This window comes from Paucibacter sediminis (genome assembly GCF_030254645.1).
GTDB classification, from domain to species: Bacteria; Pseudomonadota; Gammaproteobacteria; order Burkholderiales; family Burkholderiaceae_C; genus Paucibacter_B; species Paucibacter_B sediminis.
On the sequence record NZ_CP116346.1, the window covers coordinates 2548828 to 2569346 of the forward strand.

The 20519-nt window shown below is 68.3% G+C and carries 23 protein-coding genes; 10 read left to right on the plus strand and 13 right to left on the minus strand.

Annotated features, from left to right (window positions below; genetic code table 11):
• Positions 1–104: 104 nt before the first annotated feature.
• Positions 105–1013 (plus strand): LysR family transcriptional regulator, encoded by a 909-nt coding sequence (locus tag PFX98_RS11820; RefSeq protein ID WP_285235402.1) that lies wholly within the window; start codon positions 105–107, stop codon positions 1011–1013.
• On the opposite strand, the gene PFX98_RS11825 is transcribed toward PFX98_RS11820, so the two are convergent.
• The 9 genes from PFX98_RS11825 to PFX98_RS11865 all read right to left on the minus strand — a co-directional run bounded on the left by PFX98_RS11825 (position 1010) and on the right by PFX98_RS11865 (position 9463).
• Positions 1010–1306, minus strand: coding sequence for a hypothetical protein (locus PFX98_RS11825; protein ID WP_285235403.1), 297 nt, complete (start codon positions 1304–1306; stop codon positions 1010–1012). The genes PFX98_RS11820 and PFX98_RS11825 overlap by 4 nt on opposite strands.
• Entirely contained in the window at positions 1303–1713 is a 411-nt protein-coding gene (locus tag PFX98_RS11830; RefSeq protein ID WP_285235404.1) for a hypothetical protein, read from the minus strand. The genes PFX98_RS11825 and PFX98_RS11830 overlap by 4 nt, the downstream gene beginning before the upstream one ends.
• An 80-nt stretch (positions 1714–1793) precedes the next feature.
• Complete coding sequence (locus PFX98_RS11835) at positions 1794–2207, minus strand: cupin domain-containing protein (RefSeq protein WP_285235405.1); 414 nt, start codon at positions 2205–2207, stop codon at positions 1794–1796.
• 69 nt (positions 2208–2276) lie between these two features.
• Complete coding sequence (locus tag PFX98_RS11840) at positions 2277–2783, minus strand: 2-thiouracil desulfurase family protein (protein WP_285235406.1); 507 nt, start codon at positions 2781–2783, stop codon at positions 2277–2279.
• A gap of 477 nt (positions 2784–3260) precedes the next feature.
• On the minus strand, positions 3261–3620 hold the full coding sequence (yidD, locus tag PFX98_RS11845; RefSeq protein ID WP_285235407.1) for a membrane protein insertion efficiency factor YidD: 360 nt from the start codon (positions 3618–3620) through the stop codon (positions 3261–3263).
• A gap of 119 nt (positions 3621–3739) precedes the next feature.
• Positions 3740–4675 carry an RNA-binding domain-containing protein gene (locus tag PFX98_RS11850; protein ID WP_285235408.1) on the minus strand — a complete coding sequence of 312 codons (936 nt, stop codon included), beginning with the start codon at positions 4673–4675 and terminating at the stop codon, positions 3740–3742.
• Positions 4676–4982: 307 nt separating this feature from the next.
• Positions 4983–5780, minus strand: a complete 798-nt coding sequence (gene otnI, locus PFX98_RS11855; protein ID WP_285235409.1) for a 2-oxo-tetronate isomerase — start codon at positions 5778–5780, stop codon at positions 4983–4985.
• Between the two features lie 3 nt (positions 5781–5783).
• Positions 5784–7736, minus strand: a complete 1953-nt coding sequence (locus PFX98_RS11860) for an NAD(P)-binding protein (RefSeq protein ID WP_285235410.1) — start codon at positions 7734–7736, stop codon at positions 5784–5786.
• Positions 7737–7750: 14 nt separating this feature from the next.
• Positions 7751–9463: an ABC transporter ATP-binding protein/permease gene (locus PFX98_RS11865; RefSeq protein WP_285235411.1), complete on the minus strand. Its 1713-nt coding sequence runs from the start codon at positions 9461–9463 to the stop codon at positions 7751–7753.
• 92 nt (positions 9464–9555) lie between these two features.
• Between PFX98_RS11865 and PFX98_RS11870 the strand changes: the two genes are divergently transcribed.
• Positions 9556–10686, plus strand: coding sequence for a GGDEF domain-containing protein (locus PFX98_RS11870; RefSeq protein WP_285235412.1), 1131 nt, complete (start codon positions 9556–9558; stop codon positions 10684–10686).
• A 4-nt stretch (positions 10687–10690) separates the two neighbouring features.
• Here the strand turns inward: PFX98_RS11870 and PFX98_RS11875 are convergent, their stop codons facing one another.
• Complete coding sequence (locus PFX98_RS11875; protein ID WP_285235413.1) at positions 10691–10909, minus strand: SlyX family protein; 219 nt, start codon at positions 10907–10909, stop codon at positions 10691–10693.
• Positions 10910–11050: 141 nt separating this feature from the next.
• Here PFX98_RS11875 and rquA point away from each other — a divergent pair, with 141 nt between their 5' ends.
• The 7 genes from rquA (at position 11051) to PFX98_RS11910 (ending at position 17353) form a co-directional block, all read left to right on the plus strand.
• Complete coding sequence (gene rquA, locus PFX98_RS11880; RefSeq protein WP_285235414.1) at positions 11051–11785, plus strand: rhodoquinone biosynthesis methyltransferase RquA; 735 nt, start codon at positions 11051–11053, stop codon at positions 11783–11785.
• A gap of 7 nt (positions 11786–11792) precedes the next feature.
• Positions 11793–13574 (plus strand): fumarate reductase (quinol) flavoprotein subunit, encoded by a 1782-nt coding sequence (gene frdA, locus PFX98_RS11885; RefSeq protein ID WP_285235415.1) that lies wholly within the window; start codon positions 11793–11795, stop codon positions 13572–13574.
• A complete protein-coding gene (locus PFX98_RS11890) occupies positions 13567–14334 on the plus strand; it encodes a succinate dehydrogenase/fumarate reductase iron-sulfur subunit (protein ID WP_285235416.1) in 768 nt (255 codons plus the stop codon). Before frdA ends, PFX98_RS11890 begins: the two co-directional genes overlap by 8 nt.
• Positions 14331–14735, plus strand: coding sequence for a fumarate reductase subunit C (locus PFX98_RS11895; RefSeq protein WP_285235417.1), 405 nt, complete (start codon positions 14331–14333; stop codon positions 14733–14735). The genes PFX98_RS11890 and PFX98_RS11895 overlap by 4 nt, the downstream gene beginning before the upstream one ends.
• Positions 14732–15094, plus strand: coding sequence for a fumarate reductase subunit FrdD (frdD, locus tag PFX98_RS11900; RefSeq protein WP_285235418.1), 363 nt, complete (start codon positions 14732–14734; stop codon positions 15092–15094). Before PFX98_RS11895 ends, frdD begins: the two co-directional genes overlap by 4 nt.
• Before the next feature lie 17 nt (positions 15095–15111).
• Positions 15112–15747 (plus strand): carbonic anhydrase family protein, encoded by a 636-nt coding sequence (locus tag PFX98_RS11905; RefSeq protein WP_285235580.1) that lies wholly within the window; start codon positions 15112–15114, stop codon positions 15745–15747.
• 454 nt (positions 15748–16201) lie between these two features.
• Positions 16202–17353, plus strand: coding sequence for an outer membrane protein assembly factor BamB family protein (locus PFX98_RS11910; RefSeq protein ID WP_285235419.1), 1152 nt, complete (start codon positions 16202–16204; stop codon positions 17351–17353).
• A gap of 4 nt (positions 17354–17357) precedes the next feature.
• Here PFX98_RS11910 and PFX98_RS11915 read toward each other — a convergent pair whose 3' ends face one another.
• The gene (locus PFX98_RS11915) at positions 17358–18158 is read right to left on the minus strand and encodes an SDR family NAD(P)-dependent oxidoreductase (protein ID WP_285235420.1); all 801 of its coding nucleotides are present in this window, start codon (positions 18156–18158) and stop codon (positions 17358–17360) included.
• Between the two features lie 137 nt (positions 18159–18295).
• Between PFX98_RS11915 and PFX98_RS11920 the strand changes: the two genes are divergently transcribed.
• Entirely contained in the window at positions 18296–18808 is a 513-nt protein-coding gene (locus tag PFX98_RS11920; RefSeq protein WP_285235421.1) for an Lcl C-terminal domain-containing protein, read from the plus strand.
• Here the strand turns inward: PFX98_RS11920 and PFX98_RS11925 are convergent.
• Positions 18805–19881, minus strand: coding sequence for a tartrate dehydrogenase (locus PFX98_RS11925; protein WP_285235422.1), 1077 nt, complete (start codon positions 19879–19881; stop codon positions 18805–18807). The two genes, PFX98_RS11920 and PFX98_RS11925, sit on opposite strands and share 4 nt — an antisense overlap.
• Positions 19882–19901: 20 nt before the next feature.
• Positions 19902–20330 (minus strand): PACE efflux transporter, encoded by a 429-nt coding sequence (locus PFX98_RS11930; RefSeq protein WP_285235423.1) that lies wholly within the window; start codon positions 20328–20330, stop codon positions 19902–19904.
• Positions 20331–20519 lie beyond the last annotated feature (189 nt).

Sequence of the window (20519 nt, forward strand, 5' to 3'; positions counted from 1 at the left end):
GCCTGGCAACGATAGGTGCCTGGCTGGCATGGCGGAAGGCGCAGCATTTGCACTTCATCCGTGCGCCTGACGCCATATCATGGGCGCTAGCCTGTGCCGCCACCATGTCCAGACCCGATCTCAACCTCTTGGTCACGCTCGACGTACTGCTTGCCGAGGGCAGCGTGGCGCGCGCCGCGCGCCGCCTGCACCTCAGCCCCTCGGCGATGAGCCGGGCCCTGGCGCGGCTGCGCGAGAGCACCGGCGACCCGCTGCTGGTGCGTGCCGGGCGGGGCCTGGTGCCCTCACCGCGCGCGCTGGAGCTGCGCGAGCGCGTCGGCCAGCTGGTGCACGAGGCCGAGGCCGCGCTGCGGCCCGCCAGCCGGCTCAAGCTGGGCCAGCTGAAGCGCAGCTTCACCCTGCGCAGCAGCGAGGGCTTTGTGGAGAACTTCGGCGCCGCCCTGCTGGCCCGCATCGAAGCCGAGGCGCCGGCCGTGCGCCTGCGCTTCCAGCCCAAGCTCGACAAGGACAGCGCCCCGCTGCGCGAGGGCAGCGTGGACCTGGAGACCGGCGTGGTGGGTCGCAGCGCCGGGCCGGAGCTGCGCGCGCAGGCGCTGTTCCGCGACCGCTTTGTCGGCGTGGTGCGGCCGGGCCATGCGCTGGCGCAGGGCGGCGAGCCCAGCGCCGAGCGCTACGCCGCCGCCCGCCATGTGCTGGTGTCGCGCCGCGGCAGTAGCGACGGCAAGGGCCCGATCGACACGGCCCTCGCGGCCCTGGGGCTGGCGCGCGAGATCGTCACCACGGTGGGGGGTTATTCGGCCGCGCTGGCGCTGGCGCGCGACAGCGAGCTGGTGGCCAGCGTGCCCGAACGCCACACCGGCCATCTGCGCGCCGGCCTGCACAGCTTTGCCCTGCCGCCGGCCCTGGCGCCGCAGTTCACCGTCTCGCTGCTCTGGCACCCGCGCATGGACGGCGACCCGGCGCACCGCTGGCTGCGCGGCTGCGTGCGCGCGGTCTGCGGCGCAGACTCCTAGGCTTCGGTGAGCCGGTGCGCCGCCTCGGCGCCCAGCTCCAGCCCATAGATGCGCTTCAGGTCGGCGATGCGTTCCAGGCTCTGCGCGCCGAACGCCGACTTGCCCTCGAAGGCGTGCAGCACGATGCCCTCGACCAGATCTCCCAGGGCCAGGTCGTGGTACTCGGCCAAGGCCTTCAGCACCTTGAGCATGCGCTTCTCCATGCGGAAGCCGGTCTGCACGCGCTCGACCACGAAGGTCTCGGTGGCGGCGGCGGCGGGGGATTTCGTTTTTTTGCTCTTGCTGGTGCTCATGTGGATGCTGCCTCTTTTCCTTCTTGCGCGGCGCGTGGGTTGAGCAGCAGGACATGGCGCGCGGCCGCGTCCTGCAGACGTTCGGGGCTGTAGTAGCGCGACAGCAGATCGCGCTCGCACAACTCGGGCTCAAGCCGCAGCAGGGTCTGCCAGTCGGCCCCGGGATGGCGCGCCATCTGCTCGGCCACCAGGCTCATGAAGGCGAGCGTGATGGTCTCGTGATACAGCCCGGCTTTACCGATGCTGGCGGCAAAGCGCTGCAGGCTGTCGCGCATCGCGATGCAGGCCTCCAGAAACGGGCGCCCCGAAAGGTAAAGCCAGGCCGCGCGCAAATGCGCGCGATGGCCAAACTCGGCGGGGCTCAGCCGCGCGCTCTCCAGCGCGGCGAGGAACTCGGCGTCGGTCATGGTGTGGATATTCGTTGCTGCAAAGTGATAATGTTACCATGGTAACTTTGTCGCAGCTTGCCCCGGCATAGGGTCAGGCGTCAGCCATCGGCGCGACCGTTCGTGGCGTCCGGGTTGTCAGGGTCGGCGACATAGTGTCCGGACTGGTCGAGACCGCGCGTACCGACGATGAGATACGAGCAAGGGGCATCCGACCTGTTGGACACGGTGTGCCCGTTGGCGATGCCGGCCGGCCAGCAGGCGGCGTCACCAGGGACCAGCGTGTGATGCCCGTCGTTCTCGGTTACGGTCACTTCTCCGCTGACCACGAACAGGAACTCGTCGACATGCTCGTGCCAATGCCTGATCGAGGCTTTCGCGCCAGGCGAGAGAACCTGGAGCGAGGCGCCGAACTGGGTGAGCGCGCCGGCGTCCGACAGTCGGAACGTATCAACGCGGCCCCAGCCGGGCTTGGCGTTGACGTGCGGGGGGACTTGGGCTTGTCTGATGATCATTTGCGGGTGTCTGGTGTGAGCGATACGAAGGGGCCAAGATTGGTCGCCCGCGCCATCGAGGTTAAGGGCTTAGGCTGCATCGCGTGCCTCAAGCTCGAGCAAGAACTCATGAGCCTCGACGAACTGCTCCTCGCTGAAGACCCTGACTCCCGTGCGCTCCAGCAGCGCCGACGTGACGCCCCGCTCGGGAACCTTGGTACCCGTGAACGTTCCGTCGTAGATGTAGCCCGAACCGCAGGACGGGCTGCCTTCCTGGAGCACGGCGACCCGAATGCGCCTGGACTGCGCCAGCTGCAAGGCGTGATGGGCGCCCGTGACGAATGCGGCCGAGATGTCGTTGGCGCTCGGATCCACGACCTTGGCGAGGCCGGCAAGAACCTTGGCTCCCCCAGCGCCTGCAAGCACCTCCGCAGGCGGGCGAGGCACTGGCAGACCGCCGGCAAGCTCCGGGCACACCGGCACGACTCGCCCCTCGTTCAACCACCGCTGCAGAACCTTGCTGCCCGAGCGCCGGTGCGCTCCGTCGTAGCGGACGGGACTTCCGAGCAGACAGGCACTGACGAGGACGAAGTGCATCCTTGCGGCCTAACGACGCTGTCCAGCAACGCATCCCCGGAGCGTGCGGTCGGTCTTCGAGGCGAACTGGGAACGGTGCAGCGGAATTTTCATGGCAGGTGACGTGGTTGCACTTGACGGCGTTTGAGCCCGATGAGGCATGTGTTGCACGCTCTGCACGCCGCGCAGCCGGGGTCAAGTCTCCCATTTCTCATGCTTGCCAGTTGCGAATCGAATGGGGAGGAGGAACGTCGCCTTCTTGGGAAGAAATGCAACATGGGAGACCTGATCCTCTGGCCCGACCCTCTGGCCCTGTGAGCGGCATTTGCGCGGGGGCAAAATTCAATAGCCTATTAACTTTGACGCTAACCGGCCCGCGACGGCAGGATGCCGAAGGGCCAGAATGAACTGAGGCCCGTAGGCGCCATGCCTTCGCGGGTCCGGTTGAGTGACCGGTCAGAGCGCTGATTCCCTACGCTGAAGAAACACTTCATTGGGTTAGATTCTTGAAAACGGCCACCCCGGCCAGCATGGACAGGCACTGACCGCGGCATTGGACAGACACTGCCGCCCCTCTGGAGAACCCCACAGCGGGCATGGCTCATTGATGACTGAATCTTCACCACTTTCGCCGGACTCCGCGGACTGCAGCACTGCCGCAGACGCACGGCAAGTCTCAAAGCGCAGCAGGAGCAACGTAAATGCCTTAAAGGCACCGTACTTGCGAATTGCTCGCCTTGCAAACGCCGAGCAAGAACAGCGGTTGGTGTGAACACGATGTGCGCAAGCGAACCCTTTGTAAGGCGACAGGTACCGCTGATAGGCGCCAATAGCAAAGTCGCAGGTGGCGGAAAGCATGGCGCTCTAACGTTTGAGATAACCGGCGCGGAACAGCTTCGTGCCGGTAGGGCCAGAATGAAATGACGGCCCGGACGGCGGCAAGCTGTGTAGCGTCCGGTTGAGCGAGGGGTTAGGCATCACTTCGCACTCTTTGCGATGTCGTACTTGGCGCGGGTTTTTTCAAAGAACGCCTCGTTCACCTCGAACTGCGCGACTATCCAATCGACGAACTGCTGCGAGTAGCGTGGCGATGCGAAGTTCTGGGTGTAGCAGAAGCTGATCTGCTTCTGTACCTCGTACACGCGTCGGATGCAAACGATATCGTGCATGTTGATTGTTCGCTTGCCACCGAGCCGCACGTTCACCTCTTTGACGACCTCCTTCTGCCGATGTGGATGCGTTTGATCTAGAGGCACGGCATAGTACGCAGGGGCTTCCGGATCGCTCGTTAGCTGCATTGGCAAGCTGCCGGATGGTCCAGTTGGTGAGCCTTCTGGCGGAAGTACGGCAAATCGCGAGCCAGCCGGCGCTTCAACTACCTTAACGATCCCGTCCAGCCAAGACCGGCGTGTGAGCTCAAGCTCTCGGTCGAGGAAGCGCCTGAGGTCTTCCGTTGTGCCCGGCTCACTCTTGGTGCCATGGCGGAAATACACGGTACCCAGGGCAAATGCAGTCTTCTTCTTTCCGTCAGGCAGTTCGGTTTCGCCAACCCGCGCAAAAACGATCGGCACACGTGCCGGAGGAATGCGAACGGCGCAGACCTCCTGCCCAGCCCTCTGCGTCTCGATAAGCTCCACACCGAACAAGTGCTGGCCGAAGTATTTATGCAGGCGGTTGGCGAGGTCCGCAGGATCGACCGCGAGGAGCGAAGTCACGTCTTGAGCGGAAGGTGTTCCGTCGTCGTTAACGCCAACGAGGATGTATCCGCCGCCGGAATTCGCGAACGCCGCAACATCCTTGATCAGCTCAAGCCAGTCCCGATTCGAGGACGGGTCGAAGCTGGCCTTGAAGTCAACGTCGTCGCGTTCGTTGTTTAGACCAAGCGCGATTAGCAGGGCGTCGTCTGCGGACATGGCGGTTGTGTGATGCCTAACTATGTTGCAGGTGGATCGTTAGCGATTCTTGCCTAACATTTGAACATGCGTCCCTACCGCCTCGCCACCAGCGCTGAGCGCCACGCTCGCGCGGAACGGCGGCTTGGCCGCACAGGGGACGATGGGTTTGAGCACCCGCAGCTTGTTCGAGAGGATCACTGGCAGCCTTTCGACTGGACCTTCGCTTGTGGCGGTATCTCCTGGTCCTTGCATTTCGAGCCCAATCCCAGAGACCTGAGGCAGTGGCGCGTGTTCAGGGACGGTCAGCCTTGGATGTGCGCCGGGCTCAGGCTTGCCCCCGCATCCACCCCAGCCCCGCCGTCGTGCCGCCCGCCACCGCGCCGCGCCTTGGCCGGTATTCGCAACCCACCCAACCCTGCCAGCCCAGCTGGTCGATCAGCTCGAACAGCCAGGGGTAATTCAGCTCGCCCTGGTCGGGCTCGTGGCGGTCCGGCACGCCGGCGATCTGCAGATGGCCGACCTGGCCGCCGGGCAGATAACGCCGCAGCTTGGTGGCCAGGTCGCCCTCGACGATCTGGCAGTGGTAAAGGTCCATCTGCACCTGCAGCGCGGGCTCGGCCAGCGTGTTCACGATCCGATGCGCCTCGTCCTGCCGGTTCAGGAAGTAGCCGGGCATGTCGCGCGGGTTGATGGGCTCGATCAGGATGCGGCGGCCGGCGGCCGCGGCCTGCTCGGCGGCCCAGGCGAGATTGGCCTCGTAGGTGGCTTGCAGCCGCGCGCGCTCCACGCCCGCGGGCGCCAGCCCGGCCATCACATGGATGCGCGGGCAGGCCAGCGCCTCGGCGTAGGCGAGCGCCTGGGCGATGCCGGCACGGAACTCGGCGCCGCGCCCGGGCAGGCAGGCCAGGCCGCGCTCGCCGGCGGCCCAGTCGCCCGGCGGCGCATTGAAGAGCACCTGCTCCAGGCCGGCGTCGCCCAGCCGCGCGGCCAGCTCGTCGGCCGGATGTTCGTAGGGGAAGAGAAACTCCACGCCCTTGAAACCGTCGCGGGCGGCGGCGGCAAAGCGGTCGAGGAACTCATGCTCGGGGTAGAGCATGCTGAGGTTGGCGGCGAATTTTGGCATCGATCAGCGGGGCAGTTTCAGTTGTCGGGCCGAGGGCCCGGGTTCGCGCCAGAAGCGCGGCAGGTGCGCCTGCGGCAGCAACTCGGCCACGGCGCGTGTGGCCTGGTCGATCGCGCCCTGCGCATAGGCGTAGGCGCCGGCATCGCTGTTGGCGATCGCGATGCGGCCCCAGCCGCGCCGCGCGCTGTGCATGGGCAGGGGGCCGGCGGGCCAAAAGCTGTCCCAGGGCCGCATGTACTCGTAGGCATAGCCATGCGCCCAGCGGTTCAGGGTGATGGCCTCGATGTCGGCGGCGGCGTCGAAGCCGAAGGGGCCCAGCGCGCCTTGCAGGATGCTGCGGATCTCGCGTTCCAACTCGGCGAAGCCCAGGCCCAGCAGCTTGCGCCGGCCGGCCGCGGCCTGCACGCGCTCAGGCGCGCCGGCCGGGCCGTCCAGCACCACGCTGCTGAGGTGCAGCAGGATGGGATCGTCCGGCGAGTCGGGGAAGCGGTAGCGGCCGATGCTGACCGGGAAGTCGATGCGCAGGCTGTCGAACAGATGGCCGGGCAGGCCGAGGCCGGCGATGCCGGCGCGCTGGAAGGGCCGCCAATGGCTCAAGAGCACATTGCCGTAGATCAGCGGCACCCTGACCTGGTCGTTCAGCGCCTCGCGCTGCGCCGCCGGCAGCTCGGGGCAGAGCTGGGGAATGACGCGGTGGAAACAGGCCAGCACGACCTGGCCGGCGCGCAGCCGGCGCAGGCCGCCATCGGCGCCGCGGTAGCCGATGTCCACCGCCATGCCGCCGGCGGCGTGCTGCACGCGCAGCACCGGGCTGTTGAGGCGGATGCGCAGTGGCGCATCCGGGCGGTCGAGCTGGGCGTCGTCGCGCTCGGCCAGCACCAGCGACTCCATGCCGCTGCCGGGCAGGGCGGCCGGGATCAGGCTGCGCAGCAGCGCGCGCACCAGGCCCGCATTGCCATCGGGGAAGTGGTAGATGTAGTCGTCCCGCCCACCCTTGGCCTGGCGGCCGCTGGGGCTCATCAGCGCGTCCACCGCCTCGCCCAGCGCCAATCCGGCGAAACCGGGCAGGCCCAGGGCATAGGCGTCGAGCGCGCTGCAGGCGTCGCTGCCCACGCCGATGTAGCCGCTGGTGCGGTTGCGGTAGAGCAGGGTCAGCTGCGGGTGCAGGCCCAAAACCTCGGTGAGGAAGCGGTCGTAGCTGAGGCCGGCCAGGCGGGCGCGCTTCTGGGCGCGCGTGAGTTGCGGCCAGGGGTCATGTCTTGCCTGCAGCAGCTGCAGCAGGTCGCGCTGCGCCGCGGGCAGCAGCGGCGTGCGCGCCACCCAGTCGGCCGCCGGCTCGCCCGGGGCGTGGCGCACCAGCCGGCCCTCGCCCCACAGCTGGGGCGCATACCAGGCGGCGCTTTGCGTGAGGCCGTGGCGGGCCTGCCAGCCGCTGTCGTAATAGTCCTTGAACTGTTCCAGCTCGATGCCCACCGAGCGCACCAGCGCATGCGCGGCGGGCGACCAGAGGCCGGGCGAGTCCAGCGACTCGGAGCCGCCATAGCCGATCAGGCGCCGGCCGTTGCGGGCGGTGAATTCATTGCGCAGCGCGTGGCCGCCCAGCTCGGGTGCGGCGTCGAGGATCAGCATGGACACCGGCCGCCCGGCATGCTGACGGTACATCTGCGCGGCCGCCAGGCCGCTGATGCCGGCGCCCACCACCACCAGATCGAAGCGCTCGCCGTCGTCGGAAAACTCGGACCAAGCGGGCAGCGGCGCACCATCGCGGCGCGCGTGCAGGGGCGCGGCGGCGGCGAGCGACTGGCCGCCGAAATCACCTGCCGCGCCCGCCCCCTCCTGCGCCTGCGCATGCGGGCAGGCTGGGGCCGCCAGGCCGCCCGCGGCCACGGCGATGCCGTTGATGAAGTCGCGCCGTGTGATGGCGCGGTCCATGCCCAGTTGCTGGTCGCTTGGCATGTGGGCGCGCCCCTTCACAAGCTGGGCCAGCGGTAGCCGGCCGCCGGCCGCAGCTGCCAGGCCCCCTGGCCCTGCAGCTCCAGCACCTGCTGGTGGTATTGCAGCAGCGCGGCGTGGTGGCTGACGCTGATGGCGGTGATGGACAGGCCCTGCAGCTGGGCGTAGAGGCGCGCCTCGTTGTCGGCGTCGAGCGCGCTGGTGGCTTCGTCCAGCAGCAGGTAGCGCGGCTTGGCGAGCAGGGCGCGCGCAAAGGCCAGGCGCTGCTGCTCGCCCACCGAGAGCAGCTTGGCCCAGTCCTGCACCGCGTCCAGGCCGCCGAAGCGCTGCGCCAGGTCGCCCAGGTTGACGCGCTCCAGCCATTGCTGCAGCTCGGCGTCCGAGGTGTCCTGGCTGAGCTGGGGGTAGAGCAGCTGCGAGCGCAGATCGCCCAGCGGCAGATAGGGATGCTGGGGCAGGAACAGCATGTCGTGGCCGGCCGGGCGCCGCACCAGGCCCGAGCCGCTGGTCCAGAGCCCGGCGATGGCGCGCAGCAGCGAGCTCTTGCCGGCCCCGCTGGCGCCCACGATCAGCAGGCCCGCGCCCGGCGCCACGCCGAGGCTGAGATCGCGCAGCAGCAGATGCTCGTGCCCCGGCGTGTAGAGGTTGAGCTGCTGCAGCTCCAGCGTGAAGCCGTCCTGGCGGCGGATCTGCTGCGCGTCGTCCGCGTCCGGCGCCGCGAGCGCCTTGGCAAAGCCATGCAGGCGGTCGATGCCGGCGGAGAAGCGGCTCAGGCTCTCGAAATGCTCCACCACCACGGTGAGCGCGCTGAGGATGGCGGCAAAGGCGCCGGCGGCCTGGATGGCGCGGCCCACCTCCAGCTCGCCCTCGAGCACCTGCTGCGCCACGATCACGCTGGGCAGCACGGTGGTGAGAAAGCTGTGCGCATACTGGAACAGATTGAGCTTGAACTGCCAGCGCAGCACCTGCTGGTAGTTGGCATAGATGGCGGCGAAGACGCGCTGCAGCGTCGACATCTCGCGCGCCTCGCCGCGGTGGAAGGCGATCGGCTCGGCATGCTCGCGCACCCGCACCAGGTTGAAGCGGAAGTCGGCCTCGCGCTGCAGCTGGCGGAAGTTCAGCCCGATCAGCTGGCGGCCGAACACGCCGGCGGTGAACAGGGTGCTGAACACCGCATAGCCCAGCAGAAAGTAGACCAGGGTGCGCGAGATCGACCACAGCACGCCGGCAAAGGCACTCAGCTGCAGCACCGCGCCGAGCAGGATCATCGAGAAGTAGAGCGACTGCTGGGTGAAGGCATTGATGTCCTCGGCAATGCGCTGGTCCGGGTTGTCGATGCCGGTGATGGTGTTGAGGCGGTAGTAGGCGCGCCGGCCGAAGTAGCGCTGCAGAAAGTCCTCGGTGAGCCAGCGCCGCCAGCGCAGGCCCAGGGTGTCGCGCACGAAGTAGTAGAGGCCGTAGATCGGCACGGCGGCCGAGAGCAGGGCTAGGCAGCGCCAGATCGAGGCCCAGAAGCGCTCGGCGTCGCGCGCCGCCAGCGCCGAGGTGAACTCGCCGGTCTCGTGGTTGAAGAGCACGTTGAAACCGGTCTGGCCCAGCAGCAGCACGATCAGCAGGGCCAGCATGCCGCGCGCGCGCCAGCGCTCGTCGGAACGCCAGTAGGGGGCTGCCATGGCCAGGAAGCGGCGCCATAGCCGGGTGTTGAAGCCGGGTTGCTCAATGCCATTCATTCCGCTTATCTTGCCTTGTTCGTGCTGCGGCTACGATGCGCGGCTGCCCGCATGGCTGAAATCTTTCTTCCTTTCTTCCTACTCTTCGCATCGTGGACGTTCGAACCCTGTTCCTGGCCCAGACCCTCGCCCTGGTGACGAGTGCGGCCATGCTGTGGGCGGCACGCGCACAAGCGGACGAGCGCAATGGCCTGCGCACCTGGATGCTGGCGATCAGCTGCCAGGGGCTGGCCTATCTGCTGCTGGCCAATGCGGGCCGCCTGCCGGCGCTGCTCTCGGGCGGCCTGGGCAATGCGCTGGGCAGCCTGAGCGTGGCGGGCTTCTATATCGCGATCCGCCAGTTCCTCGGCCTGCCCTACAGCCGCGCCTGGCTGGCGGCGATGTGCCTGGCCGTCACCTTGATCGGCTTCATCGCCGGCGCCAACTACGTCGGCGCCACCATCTTCAACGGCTTTGTCTACGGCCTGGTGGAGCTGATGAATGCGCGCGTGCTGTGGCGCGCCGGCCGGCCGGGCCTGGGGCGCATGCAAAGGCTGGTGGCCTTGTTCTATCTGCTGATGGGCCTGGTGCTGCCGCTGCGTGCCGCCGGCCTGCTGCTGGCCGGGGCGCAGCTGCATTACCTGGACCTGCCGCCGGCCTGGCAGGAGCCGATCTACATCTTCGGCTTCGTCTACATCATCGTCACCAATCTGGGCTTTCTGCAGCTGTGCAAGATGCGGGCCGAGGCCGAGGTGCGCGAGCAGGCGCTCACCGACGGGCTCACGGGCCTGGGCAACCGGCGCGCGCTGGACGAGGCGATGGCGCGCATGCTGGCGCGCGCGCAACGCCAGGAGCAGCCGAGCTTCGCGGTGATGATGGCCGACCTCGACCACTTCAAGTCCATCAACGATCGCTTCGGCCACCGCGAGGGCGACCTCGCGCTGGCCGCCTTTGCCGCGCGGCTGAAGAGCGGGCTGCGCGCCCAGGACCAGGCCTTCCGCTATGGCGGTGAAGAGTTCTCGGTGCTGCTGCCCGATAGCGATGCGGCCGGCGTGCTGCGCCTGGCGGAGCGCCTGCGCACCCTGGTGGCGCGCCCCGGCTCGGCCAGCGAGCCGGCCATCTCGGCCAGCTTCGGCATCGCGCTGTGGCAGGCCGGCGACAGCGCGGACAGCCTGTTCGGCCGCGCCGACCGGGCGCTCTACCGCGCCAAGCAGGCGGGACGCGACCGCGTCGAACTGGGGTGAACCCTCAGTAGTGCGGCGGCAATTCGTCGCGTAGGCTGCGGAACGGTGTCGAGCCCGGCTCGGGTGCCTGTTGACGCAGGTGCATCAGCTCACGCAGCAGCAGGTCGATCTGTTGTTGCTGGCGCACGATCACCGCGTTGAGTTGCTCCACCGCGTCTTCGGTGTAGCTGGCCTTGATTTCAAGCTCGGTGAGCCGGGCATCGATCTGCTGCTGAATGTCCATGCCCGTATTGGACGCCAGATTTGTCCGCCCGGTCCGGCTGTGGCTTTCACGGCCGGGCTGATCTAGATCAAGTGCGCCGCCCAGTCAGCGACCTAGGCTGGCAGCGCCGACATCGGAAACAAGAGAACAAGGAATCGCCGCATGACGCCGCCCACCCCCCGCGCTGCCGATCTGACCCTCGAGGCCTTCAGCCCGCCGCCAGCGCCGATGGTGCCGCGCTACCTGGAACAGGTGTATTGGTGGGCTTATGTGCATCCCAAGGCGGTACAGACCTTCGAGCGCGAGTGGCTGGTGAATGCCATCCTCTTTGGCAATTACGCCCGCCTGCGCGACCTGGCCCTGGCCGAGCTGGGCAGCCCGGCGATCCACGGCCGCAATCTGCAGGTGGCCTGCGTCTATGGCAACCTGACCCCGCGCCTGAGGCAAAACCTGGCCCCCGATGCCAGCCTGGACGTGCTGGACATCCTGCCGGTGCAGCTCAACAACCTGGCACAGAAGCTGCCGGCCGACGAGCGCATCAAGCTGATACAGGGCGACTCCTCGTCCCTGGCCGCGGCCGATGCCAGCTACGACCAGGTGCTGATGTTCTTCCTGCTGCACGAGCAGCCCGAGGCCGTGCGCCGCGGCACCCTGGCCGAGGCGCTGCGCGTGCTCAAGCCGGGCGGCAAGCTGGTGATCGTGGACTACCACCAGCCGGTGCGCTGGCATCCGCTGCGTCCGCTCATGCGCCAGGTGTTCCGCAAGCTCGAGCCCTTCGCGATGGACTTGTGGAACCACCCGCTGCGGGAATTTCTGCCGTCCGGCGTGCAGTTTGCATCGACCGATCATCAAACCTACTTTGGCGGCCTGTACCAGAAACTGGTGCTGACACGCTGACACCATCATGGACAGCTACAAGACGGATGTGCTCATCATCGGTGCCGGTGGCGCCGGGCTGAGAGCGGCGATCGCGGTGGCCCAGGCCGACCCGAGCGCCCGGGTGGCGCTGCTTTCCAAGGTCTACCCGATGCGCAGCCACACGGTGGCGGCGGAGGGCGGAGCCGCTGCGGTGACGCAGGCGCATGACAGCCTGGAAGCCCATTTCCACGACACCGTGGCCGGCGGCGACTGGTTGTGCGAGCAGGACGTGGTGGAGTACTTCGTCGGCCAGGCCCATGAAGAGCTGGTGCAGATGGAGCATTGGGGCTGCCCCTGGAGCCGCCGGCCCGACGGCCATGTGAACGTGCGCGCCTTTGGCGGCATGAAGATCGAGCGCACCTGGTTCGCCGCCGACAAGACCGGCTTCCACATGCTGCACACGCTGTTCCAGACCTCGATCCAGTTCCCGCAGATCGAGCGCCTGGACGAGCATTTCTGCGTGGACCTGATCGTGCACGACGGCCGCGTGCAGGGGGCGGTGGCGATCGAGATCGCCAGCGGCGAGTTCAAGCTCATCCAGGCCAAGGCGGTGATCATCGCCACCGGCGGCGCCGGCCGGGTGTTCCGCGAGAACACCAACGGCGGCATCGTCACCGGCGACGGCATGGCCCTGGCCTACCGCCATGGCGTGCCGCTGCGCGACATGGAGTTCGTGCAATACCACCCCACCTGCATGCCCGGCACCGGCCTGCTCTTCACCGAGGCCTGCCGCGGCGAGGGCGGCTTCCTGCTCAACAAGGACGGCTACCGCTACCTGCAGGACTACGGCCTCGGCCCCGCCACCCCCGAGCCGCGCAACAAGGCCATGGAGCTGGGCCCGCGCGACCGCCTGAGCCAGGCCTACTGGCACGAGAAGCAGAAGGGTCGCACCGTGCAGGGCCCGCATGGCCATGTGGTGCACCTGGACCTGCGCCATCTGGGCGAGAAGAAGCTGCGCGAGCGCCTGCCGCAGATCTACGAGCTGGCCGTCGAATACCTGGGCGTGGACCCGGCCAAGGAACCGATCCCGGTGCTGCCGGCGGTGCACTACACCATGGGCGGCATCATGGCCGACGGCAAGACCGCGGCGCCGCTGCCGGGCCTGTACTCGGCCGGCGAATGCTCCAGCGTGGGCATCCACGGCGCGAACCGCCTGGGCTCCAACTCGCTCACCGAGCTGCTGGTGTTCGGCAAGCTGGCCGGCACCGAGGCCGCGGCGTTCGCGCGCAAGCATGGGCATGGCGATGCCGCGGCGATCGGCGCCCTGGCCGAGGAAGTGCGCGGCCATGCGCTCTCGCTGGTGACGCGGCCCAGCGGCGGGGAACGCATCGCCACCCTGCGCAAGGAGATGGCGCAATGCATGGAAGACGGCTGCGGCATCTACCGCAGCGCCGACACCATGCGCGCCGCCTGCGCCAAGCTGGCCGAGCTGAAAGCTCGCTACCAGCACCTGCACCTGGACGACCATTCGCGCGCCTGGAACACCGAGTGGCTGCTGGCCATCGAGCTGGGCTATCTGCTCGACGTGGCTCAGGCGATCGCCCACTCGGCCCTGCAGCGCGAGGAATCGCGCGGCTCGCACCAGCGCCTGGACGGCTTCGCCGAGCGCGACGACGCGCGTTTCCTCAAGCACAGCCTGGCTTACTACGCTGGCGCCGAGGCACCGCGCATCGCCTACGGCGACGTGAAGATCACCAGCTCGCCGCCGGGCACGCGCGCCTATGGCGCGGCGGGCGAGAAAGCGGATGCGGAGGCGCGCCATGTCTGAAACCATCACCAAAAGCATCGTCATCGAAGTGATGCGCTACCGGCCCGAGCAGGAAAGCGAGCCGGTCTGGGAACGCTTCACCGTGCCCTATACCGACGACATGTCGGTGCTGCAGGGCCTGCAGGCGATCAAGGACGACCAGGACGGTTCCCTGAGCTTCCGCTGGTCCTGCCGCATGGCCATCTGTGGCAGCTGCGGCATGATGATCAACGGCAAGCCCATGCTGAGCTGCCAGACCTTTTTGCGCGACTTCGCCCCCGGGCCGATCCGCGTCGAGGCGCTGGCGCATCTGCCGATCGAGCGCGATCTGGTGGTGAGCGTCGAGCCCTTCGTGAAGAAGCTCGAGAGCGTCAAGCCCTACATCATTCCCAAGGAGCCGCGCGCGCTGGCGCAGGGCGAGTACTTGCAGACGCCCGAGGAGCTGGAGCGCATCGAGCAGTACAGCTCCTGCATCAACTGCATGCTCTGCTACGCCGCCTGCCCGCAGTTCGGCATCGACCCCGAGTTCACCGGCCCCGGCGTGCTGGCCCTCTTGCACCGCTACAACGCCGACTCGCGCGACGGCGGCCAGGCCGAGCGCATGGAGGTGCTGAACGCGCAGGACGGCGTCTGGAGCTGCACCGCGGTGGGCTATTGCTCCGAGGTCTGCCCCAAGGGCGTGGACCCGGCGCGTGCGGTGAACCAGAACAAGATGAACAGCGCCACCGATTACTTCAAGCGCTTTCTGCTGCCCGGCTCCAAGCGAGGAGGCAAGCCATGAACGTCAAACGCCATCCGCCCTACCGCCGCCCGATGACGGGCTGGTGGAAGCGCGATCCCTTCTTCATGCGCTATATGTTGCGCGAGACCACCGCCTTCGCGGTGGCCGCCTACGCCATCGTGCTGTGCGTCGGCGTGGTGCGCCTGGCGCAGGGCGAGGCGGCCTGGAACGGCTGGCTGCAGGCGCTGCGCTCGCCGCTCTCGCTGCTGCTGCACCTGGTGCTGCTGATCGCCTTCGTGATCCATGCCTACAGCTGGTTCCAGATCATGCCCAAGACCCTGCCGATGATCAAAATGGGCGGTGAGCAAGTCAGCGCCGGTGCCATCCAGCGCACCGGCTGGAGCGCCGCCGCCATCGCGACGGTGCTGGTCCTGGCCCTCGCCGCATGGTGGCAATCATGAGCAAGCCGCGTTCGAATGCACCGATCTTCTGGCTGATGTTTGGTGCCGGCGGCATGCTGTCGGCGCTGCTGGGCACGGCCCTGGTCTTCATCACCGGGCTGGCGGTGCCGCTGGGCTGGTTCTACTCGCCCGAGCTGCTGAGCTACCCGCGCGTGCTGGCGCTGGCGCAGCATGGCCTGGGCAAGCTCTTCCTGCTGGCGGTGATCGCGCTGTTCGCCTGGCATGCCGCGCACCGCATCCTCTGCAGCCTGCACGACATCGGCATCCACAAGGGCCTGGTGGCCAAGCTCTGCTGCTATGGCAGCGCCTTTGCCATCAGCGTGGTGGCGGCGGTCAATCTACTGCGGGTCGGCTTCTGAACATTTCGTTGTTCGCGGTGCTGCTGGCGCTGGCCCTGCCGGCCCATGCCGGCCTGTGCGAGAGCGGCCGGCAGCAATCGCCGGTGGACATCGTCGCCCCGCAGCGCCATACCATGCCGACCTTGCGTTTTGACTACCGCGCCGGCCCGGCTCGCGTGCAGCACGACGGCCATACGGTGCGGCTGCGCGTGGCCGCCGGCAGCCGGCTGCTGATCGGTGGCCAGCCCTATGCCCTGCAGCAGCTGCATTTCCACCTGCCCGGTGGCGACCGCCTGCGCGGCGAAGACTTCCCCATGGCCATGCATCTGCTGCACAAGAGTCGCAGCGGCCAGCTGCTGGCCCTGGTGCTGTGGTTCCGCCTGGGTGCCGAGCACCCGGCCCTGGCCAGGCTGCTGCCCGAGCTGCCGGCGCAGGGCGAGGCCGAGCGCCGGCTGGCGCTGGACGCGGCGGCGCTGCTGCCCGGCGAGCGCGGCTACTTTGCCTACACCGGCTCGCTCACCGCGCCGCCCTGCACCGAGGGCGTGCAATGGCTGCTTGCGCAACAGCCGCAGACGCTCTCGGCCGCGCAACTGCAGCGGCTGGCAAGCTTGATAGCGCCCAATGCACGCGCGCCGCAGCCGCTGAATGGCCGGGCGGTGCGCGAGAGTCTGTAGCAAGGTTCTTCATCGATGTGGGAAAGCGACCGCCAAGGTGGGCGGACGGCAAAGCCCTGGGCGGGTGGCCGCTGCGGCCCGGATGCGCAGGCCCTCGCAATGCTCGGGCTCCCCTGCGGTGCTCGGCCCTTGCGGCCTGGCGCACAACTCACTGCGCTCACCTACGGCTCGCTGCGTTCAGACAGAGTGCGCCATTCCAGTGCTTGAAGCGCGCGGGTACGCGCGCGGCCGCAAGGCCCTGTGCTCCTCGGCAGCGCAAGAGGGCCGCCGCAACCACCCGCCCCGTGCTTTGCCAACACCGATCGGTGTGCGCGCCCCTCGTGCCACGGGCCGCGGCGCGAACGCACTTCGCTGCCAAAATTCTGGGAGCTTCACGCCTACTGGTGAAGCACCTTTGTCAGCCCCTTTGCCCGCGGTCAAAGCCGCGCCGAGCGCACTCGGGCATGGTGACGCCATGAAGCTGCTCATACCCCGCCATTGCCTTTCTTTTCTCACCCTCGCGGCGCTGATGCTGCTGTGCGAGCCGGCCGCTGCCAAGGCGCCCAAGCCAGCTCAGCGACCCGACGCGCCGGGCACACCGGTCGAGGTCACGAGCGAGATGCTGGGCGCCGGCATGGTGTCCAGCGGCACGGTGCTGCCGCCGATTCCGCCCGTCACCGGCAGCCGGGGCAAGCCGGTGGCCTCCTGGGGCAAGCCGCTGCCTTATCCCATCGTGATCGCCGACCGGCGCAACAACCGGCTCATCGAGGTGGCGCCCGACAAGCGCATCGTCTGGGAATTCCCCTCGCCCAATCTCAAGCTCTACCGCGGCAACGAGGACGTGAACTTCTCGGCCGATGGCCGCCAGCTGGCGGTCAGCGAGGAGGACAACTTCGACGTGCACCTGGTGGACTATGAGCAGCGCGCCATCACCTGGACCTATGGCGTGCCCGACACGCGCGGCAGCAAGGGCAATCTGCTCAACTACCCGGACGATGCGCACCTGCTGGCCGACGGCATGTTCCTCACCGCCGACATCCGCAACTGCCGCGTGCTCATCGTCGATCCCAAGGACAGCAGCATCAAGACCCAATGGGGCCAGCCCGGCCATTGCAAGCACCAGCCGCCGCAGTACCTGGGCCATCCCAACGGTGCCACGCCGATGGACAACGGCGACATCCTGGTGACCGAGATCAGCGAGGCCTGGGTCTCGCGCATCACGCGCGCCGGCCAGGTGCTGTGGAGCGTGCGCGCCCCGCATGTGCGCTATCCCTCCGACACCTTTCCTACCGTGGACGGCAAGCAGCTGATCGTGGCCGACTTCAGCAAGCCCGGCCGCGTGGTGATCTTCGACCCCGCCAGCGGCAAGCCGAGCTGGGAATACTTCGTGCGCGAGGGCGAGGGCATGCTGGACCATCCCTCCATCGCCCGCGAGCTGCCCGACACCGGCGACGTGCTGGTGGTGGACGACCTGCACGACCGCGTCATCGTGGTGGACCGCCAGACCAAGGCCATCATCTGGCAGTACGGGGTGAAGGGCGTGAAAGGCCACCTGCCCGGTTACCTGAACTACCCGGACGGCGTGGACCTGGATCTGTTCCGCGACTGGCGCGTCGCGAAGCCCTAGCGCGCTATTTCAGCTGCCGCGTCAGCGCGCCGCTGACGCGCCGCAGCAGCCACTTGGGCGTGGCGCGGCCGGCCAGCACGGTGGCCAGGTTGAGCACGCCCGGCACGCGTATCACCTCGCCCTGCATGCAGGCCTCGAAACCCTCGTCGGCCACCGCCTCGGCGCTGCCGATCACAAAGCCGGGCAGCCTGGCGAGTTCGGCATGCTCGGCGCGCGCCTGCTCCAGCATGCCCGTCGCGGTGATGCCGGGGCACAGCGCCGTGATGCTCACGCCCGTGCCCTTCAACTCCTCCGACAGCGACTCGGTGAGCGAGAGCACATAGGCCTTGGTGGCGGCATAGCTGGCCAGGCTGGGCACCGGCTGGAAGGACGCGATCGAGGCCACGTTGAGCACCCGGCCCTGGCCGCGCGCCACCATAGGCGGCACAAAGGCGGCCAGCATGGCGGTGAGGCCGCTGACGTTCAGGTCGATGAGCTGCTGGTGGCGCTGCGCCGGCAGCTCCACAAAGCTGCCATGGGCCAGCACGCCGGCGTTGTTCACCAGCAGGTCGATGGGCCGGCGCGCCCGCTTCATCGCGCTGGCCAGGTTGGCGGCGGCGTCGGGCCGGGCGAGATCGGCCGCCACCGCCCAGGCCTTCACACCATGCTCGGCCGCCAGCGCCTTGGCCAGGGCCTCGAGCTTGTCGGCGCTGCGCGCCACCAGCACGACGTTGAAACCGCCACGCGCAAAGCGCCGGGCCAGCGCCGCGCCTATGCCCGAGGAGGCGCCGGTGATGAGGGCGGTCAATCTGCGTGGGGCTGTCATGCGGCCATACTACGCCCATGTGCCATGCCAGCGACGCCAAGCGCGTAACCCTCGAAATCACTGGGCGGCGGGCGCTCGGCTGGCTGGTCGGCCTGCTGACAGGGTCGTTGGCAGGGTCGCTGGCTTTGAGGCCGGCCTTGGCGGCCGAGCCGCTGCCGGCCAGGCCCAGCATCTCGGCGGACGGCGCCGCGGTGCTGGACCCGCAGGCCAGGCTGGCGTGGGCGCGCTGCGTGGAAGGCATGGCCTGGACCGGCAAGTTCTGCCGCGGCACGCCCCAGCTGATGAGCCTGCCGCAGGCACTGGCCCATGCGCGTGGCCGCAGCCAGGCCGATGGCCTGGCCTGGCGCCTGCCACGCGTCCAGGAGCTGCAGCGGCTGGTGGAGAGGGGAAAGCAAGCGGCCAGGCCCGCCGGGCCGGACCCGCTGCTGTTTCCCGATACGCCGCGCGAGCTGTTCTGGAGCGCCACGGCCCAGCTCGGCGGGCGCGCCAGCAACCCCTACAACTACGGCACGGTGATGCGTGGCGGCGGCGGCGAGGCGCCCAGCGCCGCCATGCTGGGCTGGGCCGTGCATCTGGGCAGCGGCGCGGCGCATGGCGACGTGAGCAAGAGCAGCCGCCTGCTGGTGCGGTTGGTGCGCACGCTGGATTAGCCCGCGATCAGCTCCGCGATCGCGCACCCCATCTCGGTGGTGCTGGCGCTGCCGCCCAGGTCCGGCGTGCGCGGGCCGTGGGCCAGCACCTGCTCGATCGCCGCCAGCATCGCGTCATGCGCGGGCCGGCAGCCGAGGAAGTCCAGCAGCAGCGCCGCCGACCAGATCATCGCCACCGGGTTGGCGATGTTCTTGCCATAGATGTCGGGCGCCGAGCCATGCACCGGCTCGAACAGCGAGGGATAGCTGCGCTCGGGATTGAGATTGGCCGATGGCGCCAGGCCGATGGTGCCGGTGCAGGCGGGGCCCAGGTCGGAGAGGATGTCGCCGAACAGGTTGGAGGCCACCACCACGTCGAAGCGCTGCGGCTGCAGCACGAAGCGGGCGCAGAGGATGTCGATGTGCTGCTTGTCCACCGCCACCTCGGGGTAGGCCTGCGCCATCTCGGCGGCGCGCTCGTCCCACCAGGGCATGCTGATGGCGATGCCATTGCTCTTGGTGGCGACGGTGAGCTGTTTGCGCGCACGCGCGCGCGCCAGCTCGAAGGCATAGCGCAGCACGCGTTCGGTGCCATGGCGGGTGAACACCGACTCCTGGACCACCAGCTCGCGTTCGGTGCCCTCGAACAGCCGGCCGCCCAGGTTGGTGTACTCGCCCTCGGTGTTCTCGCGCACCACGAAGAAGTCGATCTCCCCGGGCTGGCGGCCGGCCAGCGGGCAGGGCACGCCCTCGAACAGGCGCACCGGGCGCAGATTGATGTACTGGTCGAACTCGCGGCGGAACTTCAGCAGCGAGCCCCACAGCGAGATGTGGTCCGGCACCGTGGCCGGCCAGCCCACCGCGCCGAACAGGATCGCGTCCATGCCCTGCAGCTGCGCCTTCCAGTCGGCGGGCATCATCTGGCCATGGGCCAGGTAGTAGTCGCAGCTGGCCCAGTCGATGTGGGTCAGTTCCAGCGCGATGTCGAAGCGCGCGGCCGCCGCCTGCAGGGCGCGCAGGCCCTCGGGCATGACCTCGCGGCCGATGCCGTCGCCGGGGATGACGGCGATCTTGAAGGGCTTGTGCTTGCTCATGCGTGGGTTGCTTTCTTTTCTCATGCGGCCGAGGCGGGCAGGCCGAAGACCTTGTCGAAGCCCCAGGTGAAGGCGATCGAATAGACAAAGAAGAAGGCCAGCAGCACCAGGTCGGCGAGCAGGGCGTTCCACAGCGAGGTCTGCAACCACCAGGCCATGATGGGCACCAGCCACAGCACCAGGCCGCCCTCGAAGCCGATGCCATGGGCCAGGCGGCGCCAGACGGAACGCCCGCGCCGCGCCTGGCGGGCCTCCCAGCGCTCGAACCAGCTGTTGAACAGATAGCTCCAGCCCAGCGCGATGGAGGACATCAGCAGCGCCAGCGCCAGCGTGGAGCCGGCCTGCTGCTCGAAGGCCAGGCTCAGCAGCGGGCCCACCACGGCCACGGCAATGGCTTCATAGAGCAGGGCCTGGACGATGCGGCGCGTTCTGGGATGTTGGGGGTGCATGGGGCGAGGCGCGGCGCGCGCGAACAACAACACAGACGCGCGATGCTAGCTGCTTCATGCGCCCTAGAGCGTGTTTACGCTCCCGTCATAGCGTCCGTTGCCCCGCAAAGGCTGTGGATGCAAGGCGCAAGCCGCAGCCGGGTTGGGCACCCGGCGAGGATTTGCAACGCCGCAGACGCAGTCTTTGCG